We start from the raw sequence: 17,978 nt of genomic DNA, 5'->3' as shown, positions 1-17,978 counted from the left end.
GCCATGATTCAAGCCGTAGCCACTCACCCCCACGCGGGTCACGACGATCACGCGCACCATGACGATGGATCCAAGACCGTTTTCGGTTTCTGGGTCTACCTCATGAGCGACTTGCTGATCTTTTCGGTGCTGTTCGCCACGTTCGCGGTGTTGTCCAACGCCACCGCGGGCGGCCCGACGGGCAAGGAACTGTTCGACCTGAAGTTCGTACTGGTCGAAACCCTGTTGCTGCTCTTCTCCAGCTTCACCTTCGGCATGGCCAACCTGAACGTGCACGCCAACAACAAGAGCCGCGCAATCGGCTGGTTGATGGTCACGTTCCTGTTCGGCGCGGGCTTCATCGCGATGGAAGTCTATGAATTCCATCACCTGATCACCGAAGGCGCGGGCCCCGGCCGCAGCGCCTACCTGTCGGCGTTCTTCACGCTGATCGGTACGCACGGCCTGCACGTCACGTTCGGCCTGATCTGGATCGTCATCCTGATCGACATGATCCGCCGCCATGGCCTGGACTCGATCAACAAGCGTCGTCTGGCGTGCCTGAGCCTGTTCTGGCACTTCCTGGACATCGTCTGGATCTGCGTCTTCACCTTCGTCTATCTTCTGGGAGCCCTCTGATGTCGCACTCCGCTGCGGCCGCACACGGCCACGACGATCACGCCGCCGACCACGGCAGCCTGAAGTCCTACATCATCGGTTTCGTGCTCTCGCTTCTGCTCACCTTCGGCTCGTTCGGCCTGGTGATGAGCGGCGCGCTGTCCCACACCATCACGATCATCGGCGTGGTGGCGCTGTGCGTGCTCCAGCTGCTGGTGCAGCTGGTGTACTTCCTGCACATGGGCGCTTCGAAATCGGCCCGCGACAACCTGGCCACGTTTGTCTTCACCGTGCTGATCATCGCCATCATCGTCGGCGGTTCGGCCTGGGTGCTGTACAACATGAACGTCAACATGGGCCACGCCATGTAAGACCCGTCACTCGCTGACGACAAAACAGGCGCCTTGCGGCGCCTGTTTTTTTTGGGGCGCCGTGTAGGGCGCCTGTTTTCCTGGCGGACAGTTTTGCGGTCTTGGGGGCCGTCCTGAAACCGGACCACCGCCCCCGTCCCGCATCGGCCTGACATCAACCTCCCTGCGCCTTCACCGCCAGCGTGACGCCCAGCCTGTCCGCCAGTTGCCGGGCGGTCATGCCGACGTACGGCTGCACCCGCGCGCCTTGCTCCAGGTCGCAGGCCGGCGCATTGGCGGCGCCATCCAGCACGCGCTTGACCGCCCGCGCGCCGGACGGCGACAAGGGGCCGCCGTCGCTGGCCTGCCAGGCCAGTATGTCCGCCACCGCCATGCCGCAGCGCGCCGGCGTGGCGTACAGCGGCGCATCGTGCTCGAGCAGCATGCGCGCCTTCGCGTCGTTGCCCTGCTGCAGCATGATCACCAAAGGCAACGCCGCGGCGTCGTTTACGCCGCGCAGGCGGATCCCGCCGTCGCTGCGGTCCGACGGATCCGCGCCCGCCTTCAGCCAGGCCAGATACAGGTCATCGGGCAGCCACGGCAGCGACAGCGGCGCGATCTGGCTGCCGACCGTCCCCGCCGGGTTACCGGCATAGGCCAGGGGCACGCCCGCCGCCAGCAGGCGCTCGGCGGTGGCGCGCAGCCGGGCGCGCTGGCCGTCCCATTCGGCGCTGTTCTGCTTCGCGTCGGCGCGCAGTTCAAGCTCGTTCCACTGGCGCAGCAGGCTGGTCAGCGGCGCCGTCGTCAGGGACGCGTGGGGCTTGCCGGCGGCAGCCTGCGCCACCTGGTCCACCAGCTCGGGCGACAACTGCCGCGCCGCCAGGCTGAGCGTCTCGTCCAGGCCGGCGCGCGCCGGGCCGTCCTTGGGCCCATAGCCGCCCGCCGCCGGATCCGCGCCATGTGCCAGCGCGAACGCCACCCGTTCCGACGGCGCATAGGCGGACTGCGGCTTGAGGTCTTCGACCGGCGCTTCGCGCAGCGCCTCCAGCAGCGGGGTCTCCCACATCGCCTGGTTGCCGTAGTACATGCGGATGTAGGCGGCGTTGATGTCCGCGCCCTTGGCCAGCAGTTTCTCGGCGAACCAGAATTTGGACGAACTGCTCATGGCCCCATGCAGCACCGAGCGGCCGCTCTTGTCGCGGCCATTCGGATTCGCGCCCTTGGCCAGCAGGTAGTCCAGCGTGTCCTTGTCTTCGCCCGAATACCACACGCGACGCAGCAGCAACGGCGTGCCGCTGGAATCGGGCGCCTCGATCGACACGCCGGCCGCCACCAGCAGGTCGGCCAGGGCGTAGCGCTCGGCCAGCGGACGGGTATCGCGCCCGTCCGGCAAAGCGCTGGACAGGAGCGGCGCGCCACGGGTCGGTCCGTTGACGTCGGCGCCCGCCGCCAGCAGCGCGCGCACCATCTCGATCTGCTTGGCCGACGCCGCCGCGTTCAGCGCCGATACGCCGTTTTCGTTGACGCCGTTGGGATCTTGCCCGCGCGCCAGTTCCGCACGCACGGCGTCCAGGTCGCGCGCGCGGATCGCCTGGAAAATCGCCAGACGCGGCCGGCAGGCGGCCGCATCCAGCGTCTTGCTGCCCAGCGCCACGCCGATGCGGTCGGCGATCTTGGCCGGTATCGGCTCGTTCGCCGCCAGGCGGCGCGCGCAATACTGCCGGTAGTCTTCCTGCGCCAGCACGTCGAAATAGGCGCGTTGGTCCCGCCGCTGGTCGCGCAGCTTCAGGCGCGCATCGGCCCGGTTCAAGTAGGCAGGCGTGCGCGCCGGGTCGCGCCGCAGCACCTCGCCCAGCACCGCGTCGGCCTCGGCCGGGTTGCCTGCCTCGGCCAGCCAGAAACCATAGTCGTTCAGCGCGGCCACCAACTCAGGGTCCTTGCCGTCCGGGTCGATGTCGCGATAGTCCTGTTCCAGCACGAAGCGGCGCAACGCCGTCACCGCCCGGTTGAATTCGGGTTTGCCGCGAGCAATGGCGAACGCCGCCTGGTGCAGCGCGCGGAAGGTGGCGGTGGCGTCGACCGGCGCGCGGTATTCGAAGCGGACGTCGGCCGGAAACGCCTTCAGGCGGCTGGGATACGTGACCAAGGCCGGCTTGAGCGTGGCCAGCGCCTGCTCGCGCCGGGCATCGTCCCAGGGCCGGTCCGCCGTCGCCACCACGCGGGCGGCGTCGGCGTGCACCGTGACCGCGGCGCCGGATGCATCCACCAGGAAACCGTTGGCCTGGGTATCGTCGGCATCGCTGTACGTGTAGGCCACCCAATAGAACGCCTGCCCGTCGCGCGGCGCCGACGCGCTGACGTTTTCCTGCCGCGACACGTTCCATTGCGCCGGGTCGATCGCCAGCGGCCGCGACCGGAACGCCAGTTCCGGCTGCCCGCCGGCCTGGGCCGGGCGCAGATAGCGGTATAGATACAGCCGGTTGTCCATCTGCCCGACCAGCAGCGCGTCCTTGGCGTTCTCGCTGCCCCACACCCGGCGCTCCGGTTCGCGCAGGGGGTAGCGGGACAGGCGCACGGCGTCGATCACGGCGCCGATGTCGTAGGCCGCGGCCGGCGGCGCCATCAACGGCGACGCGGCCGCCATGGCCAGCGCCAGCAATGAGCGGGAAAGATGACGGGAAAGCACGGGGGCAGGCGGAAACATCCGGGTGGACCTGGAAATGGAAGTCGGGCCGATGATACCGCCGCCTTCAAGGCAGCGCCGGGTCAGTCCCTATGCCGCTTGACCGCCGGCAAGGCAAAGCCGCCGGCCATCCGTTATATATTGCAGCTTATATCGTATTCATTAACGCTTTAACGGTTTATCGCAGCCATGAACGCCGTCGTCGCCAACTCCCCCCAAGACACCGCCGCCCCGGCCTGTGCGCTGCTGCGCCACGCCGCGCCCGGCCAGCCCGACGCGGCATTTTTCGCGACGGTCATCGGCAAGAGCCTGGCGCTGCGCGACCTGGCCCGCTGCGGCCTCACGCCCGGCGAACTGGACGAGGCGTTGACGCAGTTGTTTCCCGGCGCGCAAGACAACCGCGACCCGGCGCTGGCCAAGCTGCCGGCGCAACTTGCCGCGTACGCCGCGCAAGGCCTGGACGATCCGCAGCCAGGTTTCACCTTGCTGCTGCGCGTACTGCTCGATGCCTATGCCACACCCCGCTGCGCCACCACGCCGCTGGTCACCAGCGTGCTGGCGCACGCCTGCCTGCGGCCCGACCATCTGTGGCGCGACCTGGGCCTGAGCGGCCGCGAAGACGTCACCGCGCTGTTGACCCGCCACTACCCCGAGCTGGTGGCGCGCAACACCCGTAACCTGCGCTGGAAGCAATTCCTGGCCTACGCCGCCTGTGAACACGCCGGCCTGCCCGCCTCCGCGGCGCCTGGCTGCGCGGCCTGCGAAGACCACGATTTCTGCTACGGCCAAGCCGGCGCGGATTGAGCCGGGCGCGTCAATACCGGTACGTGGCGCCCAGCCCCATCCCCATGCTGCGCCCCGGCGCCGGCTCGTAATAGCGGCCGTTGCTCTCGTTGACGATGACCGAGCCCGCGTAGCGGCGATCGAACAGGTTGTCGACCCGCGCATAGGCGCTCAATTCCCAGGCGCCGACCTGCTTGATGTAGCCCGCGGAAATCGCGGCCACCGCGTAGCTGGGGGCCGCCGCCTCGTTGGCGTCGTCCGCATACAGCTGGCTGAGGTAGCGACCCTCGATGGCGGCTTGCCAGCCTTGGGGCGGCGCCCAGCCCAGCGACGCAAAGGCCGATTGGCGCGCGATGCCCGGAATGCGGTTGCCCGCAAGGATGGCGCCGCCGGCATCGTCGCGATAGCGCGCATCCAGCCAGGTGTAGGCGAACTGCGCACGCCATTGCCCGGCAAAGCGCGTATTCCAGCCCAGTTCCACGCCATCGCGGCGGGTGCGGCCTGCGTTGCGAAAGGTGGAACGCCCGCCGCTGCTGCCGGCCGAGACGATCTCGTCGTCGGTCGACACGTGGAACACCGCGGCCGTCAGCAGGCCGCCGCCCAGCCGCGTCTTCAGACCGGCTTCGAGATTCGTGCTGAGCGCCGGCGCCAGCCCGAAGTTCAGCCCCGGCAAGCCGCCGGGGCGGTATGAAATTTCATTGAGCGTGGGCGTCTCGAAGCCGCGTCCATACGACGCATACACGCGCGTGTCGGCGGCGGGCTCGTAGCCGATGGCCGCCACCGGCAGGGCGCGGCGGTAACGTGCGCTGCCGCTGTCGTCGCCGTTGCCGGGCACGATGTAGTGGTCGCGCGAATCGAAGTCCACCGTGCTGTAGCGCAGGCCCGCGTCCAGCGTCCATTGCGGCGCCACGCGCCACGAGGCCTGCACATAGGGATCGGCGTTGTAGACGGTGTTGGTCTCGTCGCGCCGCAGCGCGCCCTGCACGCCCAACTGCTGGCTGCTGCCCGTGCCGGTGAAGTTCTGGTAGCCGCGGCGGGTCTCGCGCATCGTGTCGTAGGCAAGGCCCCCGACCAGCGTCAGCGGTCGCCCCGCCATGGCCAGTTCGGACGTCCAGCGCAGGTCCGCGCCGCCGTAGCGCCGCGTCAGGTCGATGACGCCACCCGCCTGCGTGGGCGCGGCCTGGGCCGCAGGCGGAATCGCCTGGAACTGCGTGGTGTCGCGCTGGCCGTAATACAGCATCACGCGCAGCGTATTGGCGCCGTCGACATGGCGCTCGTAGACCAGGCCGCCCTGCGTCTGGCGCACGGTCTTGCGGGTGTCGTACTGCGAGGCCAGGTCGGCGCTGCGCGGCTCGTCCTGGAACTGCGCATAGGTCAATCCTAGCGGGTCCTGCGCCTTGAGATCGACGCTGTTGGCCACGATGGTGAGGCGGCTGGCGTCATCGAGCTGCACGCCCAGCTTGGCGTTTCCCAGGTTCTTGCGCGCCGCGCTGCGGTCGCGAAAGCCGTCCGTGGTCATGCGCGACAGGTCCAGCACATAGTCCACCGCGCCTTCTGCGCCCGACGCCTTGGCGCCATAGCGCCAGGTGCCGAAACTGCCGCCCCATACCGAGGCCGACACCGACGGCGGCGCGGCGCCATCCTCGGTGTAGGCCAGGATCACGCCGCCGGACGAGTTGCCGTACAGCGCCGAAAACGGCCCGCGCAGCACTTCCACCCGATCCAGCGAGCCAATATCGATGTTCGAGGTCTGCCCCTGCCCGTCCGGCATCGTGGCCGGAATGCCGTCCACATACAGGCGCACGCCGCGCACCCCGAAGGTGGAACGCGCGCCGAAGCCGCGGCTGGAAATCTGCAGGTCCTGCGCGTAGTTCTGGCGGTTCTGGATCTGCAGCCCCGGCACCCCGGCCAGGCCTTCGGAAAGGTTGATGCCGGCCTGGCCGCGGCGCATCGCGCCGCCGTCGGCCACGTCCACCGAACCCGGCGTGTCCAGCACGGACACGCCCAGCCGCGTGCCGGTCACCACCACCGGGGCCGTCTCGGGCACCGGCGACTGCGCCATGGCCGCCATCGCCGGCGCCATGCCCAGCAGGCCATGCAGAATCGGACGGGCCATGGGGCCGGGGCGGCGGGGGTTAGCGGTCACTCAAGGCTCCTTCTGGGGCGGACGCGGAGAATGGGTTCTAATACTCGCATGGAAAATTCGCAAGACATCGAACGCCGGCTGCTGGACCTGGAGGTCAAGGCCAGCTTCGCCGACGACCTGCTCGAACAGTTGAACCAGATCATCGTGCGCCAACAGCAGCAGATCGACCGGCTGCAGCGCGAGGTGGCCGACCTGCGCCAGCAGGCGCCCGAAGGCGCGGCGCCGTTTCGCAGTCTGCGCGACGAGCTGCCGCCGCATTACTGATGGCGGCCCTGCCTCAAAGCGGCGCAGATGACACACGCCGCCCGCCAGAGGCGACGCGCGCCTAGTACCGGTAACGCAGCAGCCGCCCCGCGCGGCGCAATGGCGCAACCCGGCGCATCACCCCCATCATCACCCGCGAGGCGAGCGTGTACCGCGCCAACTGCGCCGGACTGCGGCCGTCTTGCACCATCTGCTCGCTGCGCAGCCTCAGTCCCGGCACCAGCGCCTCCAGGTCCTGCGGATTGTTCAGGCTCCATTGCGTGACCGCGCCAGTCGCCCGGATCATGCGGTTGCGCGCCACCAGCGCCAGGCCCAGGCGGCTATAGGCATCGAAAATCACCTCGCCCGCCGGAAACTGCGTCGTCACGGCGCGCAGCAAGGGCAATAGCGCGGCCTCGGGCAGATACAGGAACAGGCCTTCGGCCACGACCAGGGTCGGCCGCCCGGCGGGCGCCTGCGCGAGCCAGCCCAGCTCGGTCACGGACGTCCCGATCAAGCGGCAACCCGGCCGCTCCGGGTAAAGCTTGCGGCGCACGGCAATCACCTCGGGATAGTCCACCTCGAACCAGGCCACCTCCGGCGGCGGGTCCACCCGGAACACCCGCGTATCCAGCCCGCACCCCAGGTGCAGCACCGTGGCCACACGATGCGCGTCGAGGAATTCGCGGGTCCAGGCGTCCAGCGCATGGGCCCGCATGGCCAGGCCGATCATTTCGTCGCGCCGCAGGCCCAAGGCGGCAAAGTCGTGATCGATGCGCGACACCGCGTCGGCAGCGTAACGGTCGCGCAACAGGGAATCAGGCAGGCGGCTTTCCCGGGCTTTGGCGTACAGGGTAATCAGCAGCGTCGCCTTCGCCCCGGTGAGGTCCAGCTTTTCCATACGGCTCCCGATGAGAATAGGAGAATTTCGAATAATGGCGGATGGCAATTGGAACTATCTGATTTATTACCCTTGCCGGTGGGAAAATCTTTATAGAAACAAGGGTTTATCCCCATCTCGATCTGGCGCAGTATCTCTCCCTCGGGAAGCGGCATTAGGCAATCGGCGGATAGACCACCGATTCGCTCCCTGGAATTTGAACCGGAGAGACACCATGAACAAGACTTTTGCCACCACATTGATACTGGCCTTGGCTGCCCTGAGCGCCAGCGCTTATGCGGCGCAGAACGTCGAACCTGACGACGTTCCGTTCCAGGGCGTGGCAGGCACCCCGGATAACGGCCCGACCCGCGCCCAAGTGGAGGCCGAGCTGGCCGCCGCCAAGGCCGCCGGCCAGGTATCGAATGTCGAACCCGACGATACCCCGTTCCAGGCATCGGGCGGTTCCGCAAAAGCCGAACCGACCCGCGCACAAGTCGAAAAGGACCTGGCGGCCGCCAAAGCCGCGGGCAAAGTTTCCGAGGCCGAACCCGACGACACGCCCTTCAAGGGAGCCGCCAAGCGCTAGCAAAGCGCCCGCGCACAGGGCCCCCGCCCCTACCCTTGAAAGACGTTGGCCGCCTGATCAGGCGGCTTTTTTGCGCTCGCCGCAGGCCATCCCGAGAGGCTATTGCCAACTGTAATGGAGATAAAATTCGTAAATGACCATAATTTTCCCATTTATGGAAAAATCATTTACCAATATAAGGGTTTATACCTAGGTTGATTCGGCGCACCATACAGTCATCGGGAAACAACAACGAAGCACGACGGATAGGCCGCCTGATTCGCTCCCCGGCTCTAGAAATCGGAGATTCACCATGAAAAAGACCTTTGCTACCGCCCTATTGATGTCCTTGGCCGCCCTGAGCGCCGGCGCCTACGCCTCGCAGAACATCGAACCGAACAACGTGCCGTTCCAAGGCGTTTACGGCACCCCGTACGAAGGGCCGACCCGCGCCCAGGTGCAAGCCGAACTGGCTGCCGCCAAGGCCGCCGGCCAGGTCTCGAACGTCGAACCCAACGACATGCCGTTCCAAGGCGTGTATGGCGCCCCTCAGTCTGGCGTGACCCGCGAGCAAGTGCAAGCCGAACTGGCCGCCGCCCGCGCGGCAGGCCAAGTGTCGAACGTCGAGCCCAACGATCTGCCGTTCTCGGGCGCATACCACCGCAGCAACTAAGCGGCGTCCACGTCGCGGCGGCCCGGAGGCGGCCGCCGTTGCCTCGCCGCGCTTGACCGCCCGCGTATCGATTTACCCCTCCCTTGTCGTCGCGAGAGGTAACCCGGCTTCGCATCTGACCGCCGAAGGGTCGTTTTGCGGACAGCGCGGTTGTACGTCACACAAAATTGTAGTAACGTACCTACAAATACAGTGACAAGAGCATCGCCATGACGATCACAACCCTATCAAGCCGGGAACTCAATCAGGACGTAACGAAAGCCAAGAAGGCGACGAGGGACGGCCCGGTGTTCATCACGGATCGCGGCAAACCGGCGCATGTGCTGTTGAGCTTCGATGAGTATCAAAAGCTCACTCAGCAACGCCGCAATATTGCCGATGCCCTCGCCATGCCTGGCATTGAAGATATCGAATTCCATCCACCACGCGCGAACATCGAGATTCAGCCGGCTGACTTCACATGATGTTCGTACTGGATACCAATGTCGTCTCTGAGCTACGCAAGGTCAAAACTGGCAAGGCCGATGCCAATGTAGCGGCATGGTCCACGACCGTTGATGCGGCCACGCTCTTTGTTTCCGCCATCACCGTCATGGAGTTGGAAACTGGTGTTCTGCTGACTGAGCGGAAGGACGCAAAACAAGGCGCGATGCTGAGAGCATGGCTGGATCATCACGTGTTACCTGAATTCGCGGGTCGCGTTTTGCCTTTTGATGCCGCAGTGGCGCTACGTTGCGCCCGACTGCACGTACCAGATCGGCGCTCCGAGCGAGATGCACTCATTGCCGCAACAGCGCTGGTGCATGGCATGACCATAGCCACGCGCAACGTCGACGATTTTGCCCCAACGGGCGTCACCATCGTGAATCCTTGGGAAGCCCAATCATGAGCAACCGCCTTTCCCCCATCGCAGAAACAGCTCGCCTGGAAACCGCCACAGAGACGCTGGCCGAGTACATCGGCTACCTGACTAGCGAGATTTTCGCCGAGGAAGACAAGGCAGACCCGAACACCGCGCGCATTGATGCGCTCAGGCATGAGCGGGAAATCGTGGTCGATGAGCGGCATGCCATCACGCCCGACAATATCGCCCTGATTAATCGCGCGCTCTATGTCTATGCGCCCCGTCTCAAACTGATGCACGGGTGATACGTAATGGATGACCATCGTTTCCAACTGAGTCCGCGCAATTTGGCCTGACGCCCGCCGCGCCTGGCAGGCATGGATCAAGACAAGAGCCCGCGGCTTCGCGTACCATCGGAACTGATCGGCTGCCCGCGCAGCCCACCTATCAATAACAACGAGGGAGTCCGCTTTGAAAACCACCCGCCTGATCGCTATCGGCCTGCTTGCCTGCGGCGCCTCCGGCGCTGCCCTGGCAGCCCCCGCCGTGATGTTGAACCATGCCCTGATCACCGAAATCCCCAAGGCCGACCAGCCCGTGTTCCACAAGGCCGTGGCCGACGCGCTGAACAACGCGCCCGACGGCCAGACCACCCAATGGTCCAGCACGCCCAAGGGCAAGCAGGCCCCCATCACCGCCAAGATCACGCCGCTGCAGACCAGCACGCTGTCCGGCGACCGCACCTGCCGCCTGCTGGAAGGCGATTTCGCGCGTGCCAAGACCACCGAGACCTGGAAGTTCTGGTTCTGCAAGCAGCCCGACGGCACCTGGAAGGCCAGCTCCAACTGATGCCCGGCGGCCCGAGCGGCCGCGCAAAGAAAACGCCCGCTTCATCCCAGGATGTAGCGGGCGTTTGCATTCCAGCGGGCGGACTTGCGTCCTTTGCTGCCAGCGCCCTGCCCCAAGGGACAAGGCGCGCACTGAATCAGCCTTCGACGCGGTTGGCGTCCAGCACCGTCATGGCCGTCATGTTGATGATGCGGCGCACGGTCGAGCTGGAGGTCAGGATGTGCACCGGCGCGTTGGCGCCCAGCAGGATCGGGCCCACCGCGACGTTGCCGCCGGCCGCCGTCTTGAGCAGGTTGTAGGCGATGTTGCCCGCGTCCACGTTCGGGCACACCAGCAGATTGGCCTCGCCCTTGAGCGTGGACGACGGCAGGATGCGCAGGCGCAGCGCTTCGTCCAGCGCGCAGTCGCCGTGCATTTCACCGTCGATTTCCAGTTCGGGGGCGGCTTCGCGCACCAGTTCCAGCGCGCGGCGCATCTTGGCGCCCGAGGCCGAGCTGCCCGACCCGAAATTCGACCGCGACAGCAGCGCAACCTTGGGCGCCAGGAACATGCGGCTCATTTCGCGGGCGGCGGCGATGGTGAATTCGGCGATCTGTTCGGCCGAGGGTTCGTCGTTCACATGCGTGTCCACCAGCACGACCGTGCGCTCGTTGAGCAGCAGGATGTTCATGGCGGCGTAGACGTTGGCGCCGGGGCGGCGGCCGATCACTTCGTCCACGAAACGCAGGTGGTCGTGGTATGCGCCGACCGTGCCGCAGACCATGCCGTCGGCATCGCCCAGGTGCACCATCATCGCGCCGATCAGCGTCAGGCGGCGGCGCATTTCCACGCGCGCCATTTCCTTGGTGATGCCGCGGCGGCACATCAGTTCCCAGTACGTCGTCCAGTACTGGTGGAAGCGTTCGTCGTATTCGGGGTTGGTGACTTCGACGTCTTCGCCCAGGCGCAGGCGCAGGCCGAATTTCTCGATGCGCGACAGCAGCACGGCGGGGCGACCCACCAGGATCGGACGGGCCAGGCCTTCGTCGACGATAACCTGCACGGCGCGCAGCACGCGTTCGTCTTCGCCTTCGGTGAAGACGATGCGCGATTTACCGCCGCCGCGCACGATGCGCTTGGCCGCCGAGAACAGCGGCTTCATGAATGCGCCCGAGTGGTACACGAACTGCTGCAGCTGCTCTTCGTAGGCTTCCAGGTCGGCCAGCGGACGCGTGGCCACGCCGCCATCCATGGCGGCCTTGGCCACCGCCGGCGCGATGCGCACGATCAGGCGCGGATCGAAGGGCTTGGGAATCAGGTATTCGGGGCCGAACGAGATGTCATAGGTGCCGTAGGCGGCGGCCACGACTTCGTTCTGCTCTTCTTCGGCGAGCTGGGCAATGGCGTGAACCGCCGCCATCTCCATTTCGCGGGTGATGGTGGTGGCGCCCACGTCCAGCGCGCCGCGGAAGATGTACGGGAAGCACAGCACGTTGTTGACCTGGTTCGGGTAGTCCGAACGGCCCGTCGCCATGACCACGTCGTCGCGCACGCCGTGCGCCACTTCCGGCAGGATTTCCGGCGTGGGGTTGGCCAGCGCCAGGATCAGCGGACGCGGGCCCATGGTGGCGACCATTTCCGGCTTGAGCACGCCGCCGGCCGACAGGCCCAGGAAGACGTCCGCGCCCTCGATCACCTCGGCCAGCTTGCGGGCGTCGGTCTTTTGCGCGAAGCGCGCCTTGTCCGGGTCCATCAACGTCGTGCGGCCTTCATAGACCACGCCTTCGATGTCGGTCACCCAGATGTTTTCCAGCGGCAGGCCCAGGTCCACCATCAGGTCCAGGCAGGCCAGGGCGGCAGCGCCTGCACCCGACGTCACGACCTTGACCTGGTCGATCTGCTTGCCCACGACCTTCAGGCCGTTGATGAAGGCAGCCGAGACCGTGATGGCAGTGCCATGCTGGTCATCGTGGAAGACGGGAATCTTCATGCGTTCGCGCAGCTTGCGCTCGACCGTGAAGCACTCCGGCGCCTTGATGTCTTCGAGGTTGATGCCGCCGAAGGTGGCTTCCAGGCCGGCAATGATCTCGACCAGCTTGTCCGGGTCGGTTTCGTTGATCTCGATGTCGAACACATCCAGGCCGGCGAATTTCTTGAACAGGACGGCCTTGCCTTCCATCACCGGCTTGGAGGCCAGCGCGCCGATGTTACCCAGGCCCAGCACCGCGGTGCCGTTGGTGATCACGCCCACCAGGTTGCCACGGCCGGTGTAACGGAACACATTGGCCGGATCCGCCACGATTTCCTCGCAGGCCGCCGCCACCCCGGGCGAATACGCCAGGGCCAGGTCACGCTGGTTGGTCAGCGGCTTGGATGCCACGACGGAGATCTTTCCCGGGGTGGGAAACTCGTGATAGTCCAGAGCGGCCTGGCGGTCGGATTGCGAATTCATGGGGCGGCGCCTCCTAGTCTTGAATAAGGAAAATTCTAGGGCCGAAGACATAAGGTGATCATTCAGATTTAATATTGTCACATCACCTTTTAATTATGGCTTGTCTATGACGCCGTTTTCCCCGGACGAGGTTATCCGGAAATTGACCTCGCGGCTGAAGATGCGCCACCTGATGCTGCTGCTGCAGATCGAGCAGCATGGGTCCCTGACCCGGGTGGCCGAACACATGGCGACCAGCCAGCCCGCCGTGACCAACGCGCTGGCCGAACTGGAAAGCATGTTCGACGTGCCGCTGTTCGAGCGCTCGGTGCGCGGCATGACGCCCACGCCGCTGGGCGCGGTGGTGCTGGCGCGCGCCCGTGCCCTGGTGCACGATCTGGGCCACCTGGTGCAGGAAATGGAAGCCGTGGCTGCCGGCCACGCGGCCCACCTGCACATCGGCGTGATTCCGTTCGTGTCGGGGCAGATGCTGTCGGCGGCCATTGCCCGCACCGTGCCGCAGGGGCGCGGCATCACCGCCACCATCCACGAAGGCCAGGGGCCGGCGCTGCTGCGCCAGCTGCGCGACCACACGCTGGACGTGGTGGTCGGCTGGGCCACGCCGTCGGTGGACCTGAGCCAGATCGATTTCGAAGTGCTGTACCACCAGCCGCCGCGCCTGATCGCCAGCCGGCGCCTGGCTGCACGGCTGGGCCGCACCCGGCTGGAATGGAACATGCTGGCCGACCTGGACTGGATCCTGGGCACGCCCGACAGCCCGATCCGCGAACAGGTGGCGGACATTTTCCTGCGCGCCGGGTTGGCGCCCCCGACCCCATCGGTGCAAAGCGACTCGTCCAAGCTGATCGGCGAAATGATCGTGGCCAGCGACCGAGCCGTGTCCATCCTGCCGGCCGACATCGCCGACGAACTGGTGCGTATCGCCGGCGCGGCCATCGTGCCATATTCGTTTGACTGGACCTTGCCGCCGATTTCGCTGTTCACCCGCGCCGACGGACTGCGCCGGAATGTCGACGCCTTGTTCGCGGCCGCGCTGCGTGATGTCTTCAGCCGAGGCGGACGTTAATAGAAACATCCAAACACGTGCAGCAACTTATTTGGTATCCGTTGCCAGAGATTCATCAACAACTGTAAAGACCTGCCAACACCCCGCTACGGCACTCCTATACTGCCCCGCGCATAGCGTTTCAGGAGGCATGCAGTGTCGTTTACCCGTCAACGTTTGATCGTGCAGCGCGTGGCGCTATCCGTCGTGTGCGCCGGCGCGCTATCAGGCTGCAACTCACTCCTCTCCGAAGGCACCAGCGCGGGTGCGGGCATCGCAGGCGCCGCCATCGCCAACAAGCTCACCGACAACGCCACCGTCGCCACCGGTATCGGCTTGGGCGTGCAGGCAGGCGCGAAGGCCGCCCTGGCCTATGCCCAGCGCAAGACCCGCGGTGAAGAGCAAGACGCCATCGCGCGGGCGGCGGCGCCGCTGGCGCTCGGCGAGGTGGCGGATTGGCGGGTCAAACACGTCTTGCCGATTGAAGGCGATGCCCAAGGCCAGGTCACGATCAGCCGGCTGATCGGCGACCAGGACCTGCGCTGCAAAGAGGTCGTGTTTTCAATCGACAGGCCCGCCGACACGCCGCAACGCGAGTTCTACATCACCACCGTCTGCCAAGACGGCGAACAATGGCGCTGGGCCAACGCCGAACCGGCCACGGCCCGCTGGGGATCGTTGCAGTGAGGTCCGCCGCAATCGGGTTACTCGCGCTGGGCGCCGCGCTGGGTTTGGCGGGCTGCCAGAGCTCATCCATCGGCAGCGCCACCGGCGCCATCGTCGGCACGGCCAGCGGAGCGGCCACCGCCAATCCCGTGGCAGGCTACGCCATCGGCATCAGCGTGCAAGCGGCGGTGGACGCCACCGTCAAATACGTGGTGCGCGAGTGGAAGAATGACCAGCAGAACATCATGGCCAATGCGGCCGGACAGTTGACGCCAGGCCAGGTGCGCCAATGGCAGATCCGCCGGTGGCTACCGGTCGGCAATGAACAAGGCAGCATCCAGGTCGTGCGCGAAATCGACACGCCGTTGGCGCGCTGCCGCGAAGTCCTGTTCACCGTGACCGCCAGCAAGGCGCCCACCGAGGCCTACATCAGCCAGATCTGCCTGCAGCAAGGCGGACAATGGAAATGGGCGGCGGCCGAGCCGGCCGTGGCGCGCTGGAACGGATTGCAATAGGCGCAGCGAAGCCGGACGGGATCTCGTCCGCGGCCGCGGATCGCTTCGCCGCCCCGCCTTGCCGGACCCGCTTGATTCGCGCTGCCCGCCGCGGCGATACTGCCTGTTTTGCCTTGCGGATATCTCATGACCTTCGCCCAGTTCGTCATGCCCCGCAGCGCCCTGGCCGGCGTACAAGCCGTGGCCGCGCGCAGCAGCCGCGCCTTCGCGCGGCATACGCATGACCAGTTCGGCATCGGTGTCATGCGCCAGGGCGCGCAGGTCTCGCACAGCGGCCGCGGCCAGGTGCAGGCGGGCCCCGGCCAGGTCATCACCGTCAATCCCGGCGAAATCCACGACGGCGTCCCGATAGGCGGCGAACGCGCCTGGCAGATGCTGTACCTGGACCCCGCGGTGGTGGCGGACGCGGCGGACAGCCTGCCGCTGCACGGCGGGCTTGAATTCGAACATCCTGTGATGGATGCGCCGGCGCTGGCCGCGGACGTGCTGGCGCTTTATGCGCTGGCCACCTCGCAGGCCGCGCCGCTGGCGTGCGACGCCCTGCTGCTGGGCATCCTGGCGCGCGCCGGCGTGGCCGCCGCCCTTGCACCCGAGGCCGGCGCGCCAGCCGCCATCCGCTCGGCGGTAGAACTGATTGACGACGCCCCCGCCGCGCCCCTGTCGCTGGCCGACCTGGCCCGCGCCTGCGGCCTGAGCCGATTCCAGGTGCTGCGCGCCTTCAGCCGCGCCACCGGCATGACGCCGCACGCCTACCAGTTGCAGCGCCGCCTGCTGCTGGCGCGCGGCCTGCTGCGCCAGGGCACGGCCCTGGCCGATGCGGCCGCCGCCGCGGGCTTTGCCGACCAGAGCCACATGACCCGGCTGTTCTCTCGGGCCTACGGCATCTCGCCGGGACGCTACGCGCAGGCGCTCGCCGGTTAAAGCGCAAGGCGCGGTCCCTGGCGAGCGCACACGCCCGCATCGGATCGCGCGCGCCCGGCACCCGGCCCCCCGCTGCAATTTCGTTCAAGACCGCTCGCACCGCGCGGCCTAAGCTGCGCCCTTTCCCGGCTCTTGAGCGTGTTGCATGAACAGAACCCTGCAAGGCTATTGCTACCTGGCCTGCGCCATGGCGCTGGTGGGCAGCACGGTGGTGGCCAGCAAGGTCATCGCCGCGGGCCTGCCGCCCTTTACCGCCACGGCATTGCGCTTCGCCCTGGCGCTGCCCTGCTTTGCGCTGCTGTGGCGCCTGACGGGCGCGCGCCTGCCGCGTCTGGGCAGGCACGATTGGCTGCTGCTGACGGCACAGGCCATTGCCGGCAGCGTGGGCTACACAACCCTGCTCATCGCCGGCCTGCAGCGCACCTCCGCCGTGGATGGCGGCGTGATCCTGGGCACGCTGCCGCTGGTCTCGGCCGGCATCGCCATCGCCGTGCTGGGCGAACGGCCGAGCCGGGCCACGCTGCTGGCCATCGGCGCCGCCGCGGCCGGCGTCTGGCTGATGACGCGTGACGGCGCGGCGGATGGTGGCGGGTCGCTGGCCGGCAACCTGCTGGTGCTGGGCGCCGTGCTGTGCGAGGGCCTGTTCATCCTGTTGCACAAGCGCCTGCGCACGCCGGTACCGCCGCTGGCGCTATCGGCGATCATGTCCGCGATCGGCCTGGCGGTCTGTGCGCCGGCCAGCCTGGCCGAAGCCCCCTGGACGCTGGCGGTTTCCGCCCATGCGCTGATCGCGGTAGCCTATTACGCGCTGGTGCCGACCGTGGGCGGCTTCCTGCTGTGGTACGCAGGGGCGGCGCGTGTCGCCGGGTCGGACGCCGCATTGTTCACCGCTGTCGCGCCGGTGTCGGCCGTGCTGCTGGCGGCCGTGCTGCTGGGCGAACGCCTGTCGGCCGGCCAGTTCTGGGGCATGGCCTGCGTGCTGGGTGCCGTCTTCATCCTGGGTTGGGCGCGCAAGCCCGCCGCCGTCACGAGGTAAGCCATGCTGTTCCGTCATGCAAGCGCCATCTGGCGCGATTATCCGCAACTGTCCGCCGGCGCGTTGCACCTGCGCGGCGTGCATGCGCAAGCCGTGGTCGCCGCCCATGCGGAGCCGTTCATCGAACGGGGCCGCGCGCGGCTGGCACAAGGCAGCGAATCGGAGCTGCCCGAGATCCAGGCATGGCGCCGCGCCTTTGCCGGCATGGGCGTCAAGCCCACGCAATACCGCTGCGCCTCGGAAGCGCTGCTGCGCCGCCTGCGCAAGGACGGGCCGCCGCCGCCGCTGCATCCGCTGATCGACCTGTGCAATGCCGTGTCGATGGCCTACGCCATTCCCATCGCGGTGCTGGACCTGCGGCATGTCGGATCGGCGCTGGAAGTGCGCCCCGCCGACGGCACCGAAACCTACCTGACGTTCAGCGACGACACGGAATATCCCGAACCCGGCGAGGTGACTTACGCCGACCCCGAAGGCCGCGCCCACGCGCGGCGCTGGACCAACCGGCAAAGCGGCTTGTCCGCGGTGCGGGACGACACGCGGGAAGTGCTGATCGTGGCCGAAGCGCTGCATGCGGACGCGGCCGGTGATGTCGCGCGTCTGGTCGACGAGCTGCGCGAGGTCCTGGCCCGGGTCTGGCAACCGCCGCAGCGGCATGCGCTGTTGACGGCACAGGCGCCGGCTTTCGAGGTGCAGCGGGAGGGGACTGCGGGCGCGGCGATGGCCGTGCCCGTGCAAGCGTGACGCG

The 17,978-nt window shown here is 67.1% G+C and carries 20 protein-coding genes; 16 read left to right on the top strand and 4 right to left on the bottom strand.

Annotated features, from left to right (window positions below; translation table 11 throughout):
- Positions 1-3 precede the first annotated feature (3 nt).
- Together cyoC and cyoD are read left to right on the top strand one after the other, a co-directional pair.
- On the top strand, positions 4-618 hold the full coding sequence (cyoC, locus tag AC3WMR_RS15900) for a cytochrome o ubiquinol oxidase subunit III (protein WP_025139292.1): 615 nt from the start codon (positions 4-6) through the stop codon (positions 616-618).
- Positions 618-968: a cytochrome o ubiquinol oxidase subunit IV gene (gene cyoD / locus AC3WMR_RS15895; protein ID WP_025139291.1), complete on the top strand. Its 351-nt coding sequence runs from the start codon at positions 618-620 to the stop codon at positions 966-968. Before cyoC ends, cyoD begins: the two co-directional genes overlap by 1 nt.
- 154 nt (positions 969-1,122) lie before the next feature.
- Here the strand turns inward: cyoD and AC3WMR_RS15890 are convergent, their stop codons facing one another.
- Positions 1,123-3,651 carry an ankyrin repeat domain-containing protein gene (locus AC3WMR_RS15890; protein WP_492264248.1) on the bottom strand — a complete coding sequence of 843 codons (2,529 nt, stop codon included), beginning with the start codon at positions 3,649-3,651 and terminating at the stop codon, positions 1,123-1,125.
- A gap of 168 nt (positions 3,652-3,819) precedes the next feature.
- Here AC3WMR_RS15890 and AC3WMR_RS15885 point away from each other — a divergent pair, with 168 nt between their 5' ends.
- On the top strand, positions 3,820-4,434 hold the full coding sequence (locus AC3WMR_RS15885) for a nitrogen fixation protein NifQ (RefSeq protein WP_492264249.1): 615 nt from the start codon (positions 3,820-3,822) through the stop codon (positions 4,432-4,434).
- 10 nt (positions 4,435-4,444) lie between these two features.
- Here the strand turns inward: AC3WMR_RS15885 and AC3WMR_RS15880 are convergent, their stop codons facing one another.
- Positions 4,445-6,529: a TonB-dependent receptor domain-containing protein gene (locus AC3WMR_RS15880; protein WP_492264505.1), complete on the bottom strand. Its 2,085-nt coding sequence runs from the start codon at positions 6,527-6,529 to the stop codon at positions 4,445-4,447.
- A gap of 78 nt (positions 6,530-6,607) precedes the next feature.
- On the opposite strand from AC3WMR_RS15880, the gene AC3WMR_RS15875 reads away from it, so the two are divergent.
- Positions 6,608-6,823, top strand: a complete 216-nt coding sequence (locus AC3WMR_RS15875; protein WP_006391018.1) for a SlyX family protein — start codon at positions 6,608-6,610, stop codon at positions 6,821-6,823.
- A 61-nt stretch (positions 6,824-6,884) separates the two neighbouring features.
- Here the strand turns inward: AC3WMR_RS15875 and AC3WMR_RS15870 are convergent, their stop codons facing one another.
- The gene (locus AC3WMR_RS15870) at positions 6,885-7,703 is read right to left on the bottom strand and encodes a class I SAM-dependent methyltransferase (protein ID WP_492264250.1); all 819 of its coding nucleotides are present in this window, start codon (positions 7,701-7,703) and stop codon (positions 6,885-6,887) included.
- 214 nt (positions 7,704-7,917) lie between these two features.
- On the opposite strand from AC3WMR_RS15870, the gene AC3WMR_RS15865 reads away from it, so the two are divergent.
- From AC3WMR_RS15865 to AC3WMR_RS15840, 6 genes are all read left to right on the top strand, one after another.
- Positions 7,918-8,271 (top strand): DUF4148 domain-containing protein, encoded by a 354-nt coding sequence (locus AC3WMR_RS15865; protein WP_492264251.1) that lies wholly within the window; start codon positions 7,918-7,920, stop codon positions 8,269-8,271.
- Positions 8,272-8,563: 292 nt separating this feature from the next.
- Positions 8,564-8,923, top strand: coding sequence for a DUF4148 domain-containing protein (locus AC3WMR_RS15860; RefSeq protein ID WP_183006055.1), 360 nt, complete (start codon positions 8,564-8,566; stop codon positions 8,921-8,923).
- A 209-nt stretch (positions 8,924-9,132) separates the two neighbouring features.
- Positions 9,133-9,387, top strand: a complete 255-nt coding sequence (locus AC3WMR_RS15855; RefSeq protein WP_492264252.1) for a type II toxin-antitoxin system Phd/YefM family antitoxin — start codon at positions 9,133-9,135, stop codon at positions 9,385-9,387.
- Positions 9,384-9,812: a type II toxin-antitoxin system VapC family toxin gene (locus AC3WMR_RS15850; RefSeq protein WP_492264253.1), complete on the top strand. Its 429-nt coding sequence runs from the start codon at positions 9,384-9,386 to the stop codon at positions 9,810-9,812. Before AC3WMR_RS15855 ends, AC3WMR_RS15850 begins: the two co-directional genes overlap by 4 nt.
- A complete protein-coding gene (locus AC3WMR_RS15845; protein WP_492264254.1) occupies positions 9,809-10,072 on the top strand; it encodes a hypothetical protein in 264 nt (87 codons plus the stop codon). The genes AC3WMR_RS15850 and AC3WMR_RS15845 overlap by 4 nt, the downstream gene beginning before the upstream one ends.
- A 166-nt stretch (positions 10,073-10,238) precedes the next feature.
- Positions 10,239-10,616: a hypothetical protein gene (locus AC3WMR_RS15840; RefSeq protein WP_492264255.1), complete on the top strand. Its 378-nt coding sequence runs from the start codon at positions 10,239-10,241 to the stop codon at positions 10,614-10,616.
- A 136-nt stretch (positions 10,617-10,752) separates the two neighbouring features.
- On the opposite strand, the gene AC3WMR_RS15835 is transcribed toward AC3WMR_RS15840, so the two are convergent.
- On the bottom strand, positions 10,753-13,047 hold the full coding sequence (locus tag AC3WMR_RS15835; RefSeq protein WP_492264256.1) for an NADP-dependent malic enzyme: 2,295 nt from the start codon (positions 13,045-13,047) through the stop codon (positions 10,753-10,755).
- 106 nt (positions 13,048-13,153) lie between these two features.
- Between AC3WMR_RS15835 and AC3WMR_RS15830 the strand changes: the two genes are divergently transcribed.
- The 6 genes from AC3WMR_RS15830 (at position 13,154) to AC3WMR_RS15805 (ending at position 17,974) form a co-directional block, all read left to right on the top strand.
- The gene (locus AC3WMR_RS15830) at positions 13,154-14,113 is read left to right on the top strand and encodes a LysR substrate-binding domain-containing protein (RefSeq protein ID WP_492264257.1); all 960 of its coding nucleotides are present in this window, start codon (positions 13,154-13,156) and stop codon (positions 14,111-14,113) included.
- 135 nt (positions 14,114-14,248) lie between these two features.
- Positions 14,249-14,779 carry a hypothetical protein gene (locus AC3WMR_RS15825; RefSeq protein WP_492264258.1) on the top strand — a complete coding sequence of 177 codons (531 nt, stop codon included), beginning with the start codon at positions 14,249-14,251 and terminating at the stop codon, positions 14,777-14,779.
- Entirely contained in the window at positions 14,776-15,273 is a 498-nt protein-coding gene (locus AC3WMR_RS15820) for a hypothetical protein (protein ID WP_492264259.1), read from the top strand. Before AC3WMR_RS15825 ends, AC3WMR_RS15820 begins: the two co-directional genes overlap by 4 nt.
- Before the next feature lie 126 nt (positions 15,274-15,399).
- Complete coding sequence (locus AC3WMR_RS15815) at positions 15,400-16,194, top strand: AraC family transcriptional regulator (RefSeq protein ID WP_492264260.1); 795 nt, start codon at positions 15,400-15,402, stop codon at positions 16,192-16,194.
- A gap of 145 nt (positions 16,195-16,339) precedes the next feature.
- The gene (locus AC3WMR_RS15810; RefSeq protein WP_492264261.1) at positions 16,340-17,230 is read left to right on the top strand and encodes a DMT family transporter; all 891 of its coding nucleotides are present in this window, start codon (positions 16,340-16,342) and stop codon (positions 17,228-17,230) included.
- Positions 17,231-17,233: 3 nt separating this feature from the next.
- Positions 17,234-17,974, top strand: a complete 741-nt coding sequence (locus AC3WMR_RS15805; protein WP_492264262.1) for a B3/B4 domain-containing protein — start codon at positions 17,234-17,236, stop codon at positions 17,972-17,974.
- Positions 17,975-17,978 lie beyond the last annotated feature (4 nt).

Source organism: Achromobacter sp. FW305-C-28, from assembly GCF_058783235.1.
Note: the sequence above shows the minus strand (reverse complement) of the source record. Positions and strands in the feature narration are given on the sequence as shown.

What these genes read in the sequence shown, in the direction of transcription:
- AC3WMR_RS15830 (WP_492264257.1), top strand. Translation starts at nt 13,154, where the DNA reads ATGACGCCGTTTTCCCCGGACGAGGTTATCCGGAAATTGACCTCGCGG.
- AC3WMR_RS15860 (WP_183006055.1), top strand. Translation starts at nt 8,564, where the DNA reads ATGAAAAAGACCTTTGCTACCGCCCTATTGATGTCCTTGGCCGCCCTG.
- cyoC (WP_025139292.1), top strand. Translation starts at nt 4, where the DNA reads ATGATTCAAGCCGTAGCCACTCACCCCCACGCGGGTCACGACGATCAC.
- AC3WMR_RS15805 (WP_492264262.1), top strand. Translation starts at nt 17,234, where the DNA reads ATGCTGTTCCGTCATGCAAGCGCCATCTGGCGCGATTATCCGCAACTG.
- AC3WMR_RS15810 (WP_492264261.1), top strand. Translation starts at nt 16,340, where the DNA reads ATGAACAGAACCCTGCAAGGCTATTGCTACCTGGCCTGCGCCATGGCG.
- AC3WMR_RS15815 (WP_492264260.1), top strand. Translation starts at nt 15,400, where the DNA reads ATGACCTTCGCCCAGTTCGTCATGCCCCGCAGCGCCCTGGCCGGCGTA.
- AC3WMR_RS15885 (WP_492264249.1), top strand. Translation starts at nt 3,820, where the DNA reads ATGAACGCCGTCGTCGCCAACTCCCCCCAAGACACCGCCGCCCCGGCC.
- AC3WMR_RS15845 (WP_492264254.1), top strand. Translation starts at nt 9,809, where the DNA reads ATGAGCAACCGCCTTTCCCCCATCGCAGAAACAGCTCGCCTGGAAACC.
- AC3WMR_RS15870 (WP_492264250.1), bottom strand. Translation starts at nt 7,703, where the DNA reads ATGGAAAAGCTGGACCTCACCGGGGCGAAGGCGACGCTGCTGATTACC.
- AC3WMR_RS15880 (WP_492264505.1), bottom strand. Translation starts at nt 6,529, where the DNA reads ATGGCCCGTCCGATTCTGCATGGCCTGCTGGGCATGGCGCCGGCGATG.
- AC3WMR_RS15890 (WP_492264248.1), bottom strand. Translation starts at nt 3,651, where the DNA reads ATGTTTCCGCCTGCCCCCGTGCTTTCCCGTCATCTTTCCCGCTCATTG.
- cyoD (WP_025139291.1), top strand. Translation starts at nt 618, where the DNA reads ATGTCGCACTCCGCTGCGGCCGCACACGGCCACGACGATCACGCCGCC.
- AC3WMR_RS15850 (WP_492264253.1), top strand. Translation starts at nt 9,384, where the DNA reads ATGATGTTCGTACTGGATACCAATGTCGTCTCTGAGCTACGCAAGGTC.
- AC3WMR_RS15875 (WP_006391018.1), top strand. Translation starts at nt 6,608, where the DNA reads ATGGAAAATTCGCAAGACATCGAACGCCGGCTGCTGGACCTGGAGGTC.
- AC3WMR_RS15855 (WP_492264252.1), top strand. Translation starts at nt 9,133, where the DNA reads ATGACGATCACAACCCTATCAAGCCGGGAACTCAATCAGGACGTAACG.
- AC3WMR_RS15865 (WP_492264251.1), top strand. Translation starts at nt 7,918, where the DNA reads ATGAACAAGACTTTTGCCACCACATTGATACTGGCCTTGGCTGCCCTG.
- AC3WMR_RS15835 (WP_492264256.1), bottom strand. Translation starts at nt 13,047, where the DNA reads ATGAATTCGCAATCCGACCGCCAGGCCGCTCTGGACTATCACGAGTTT.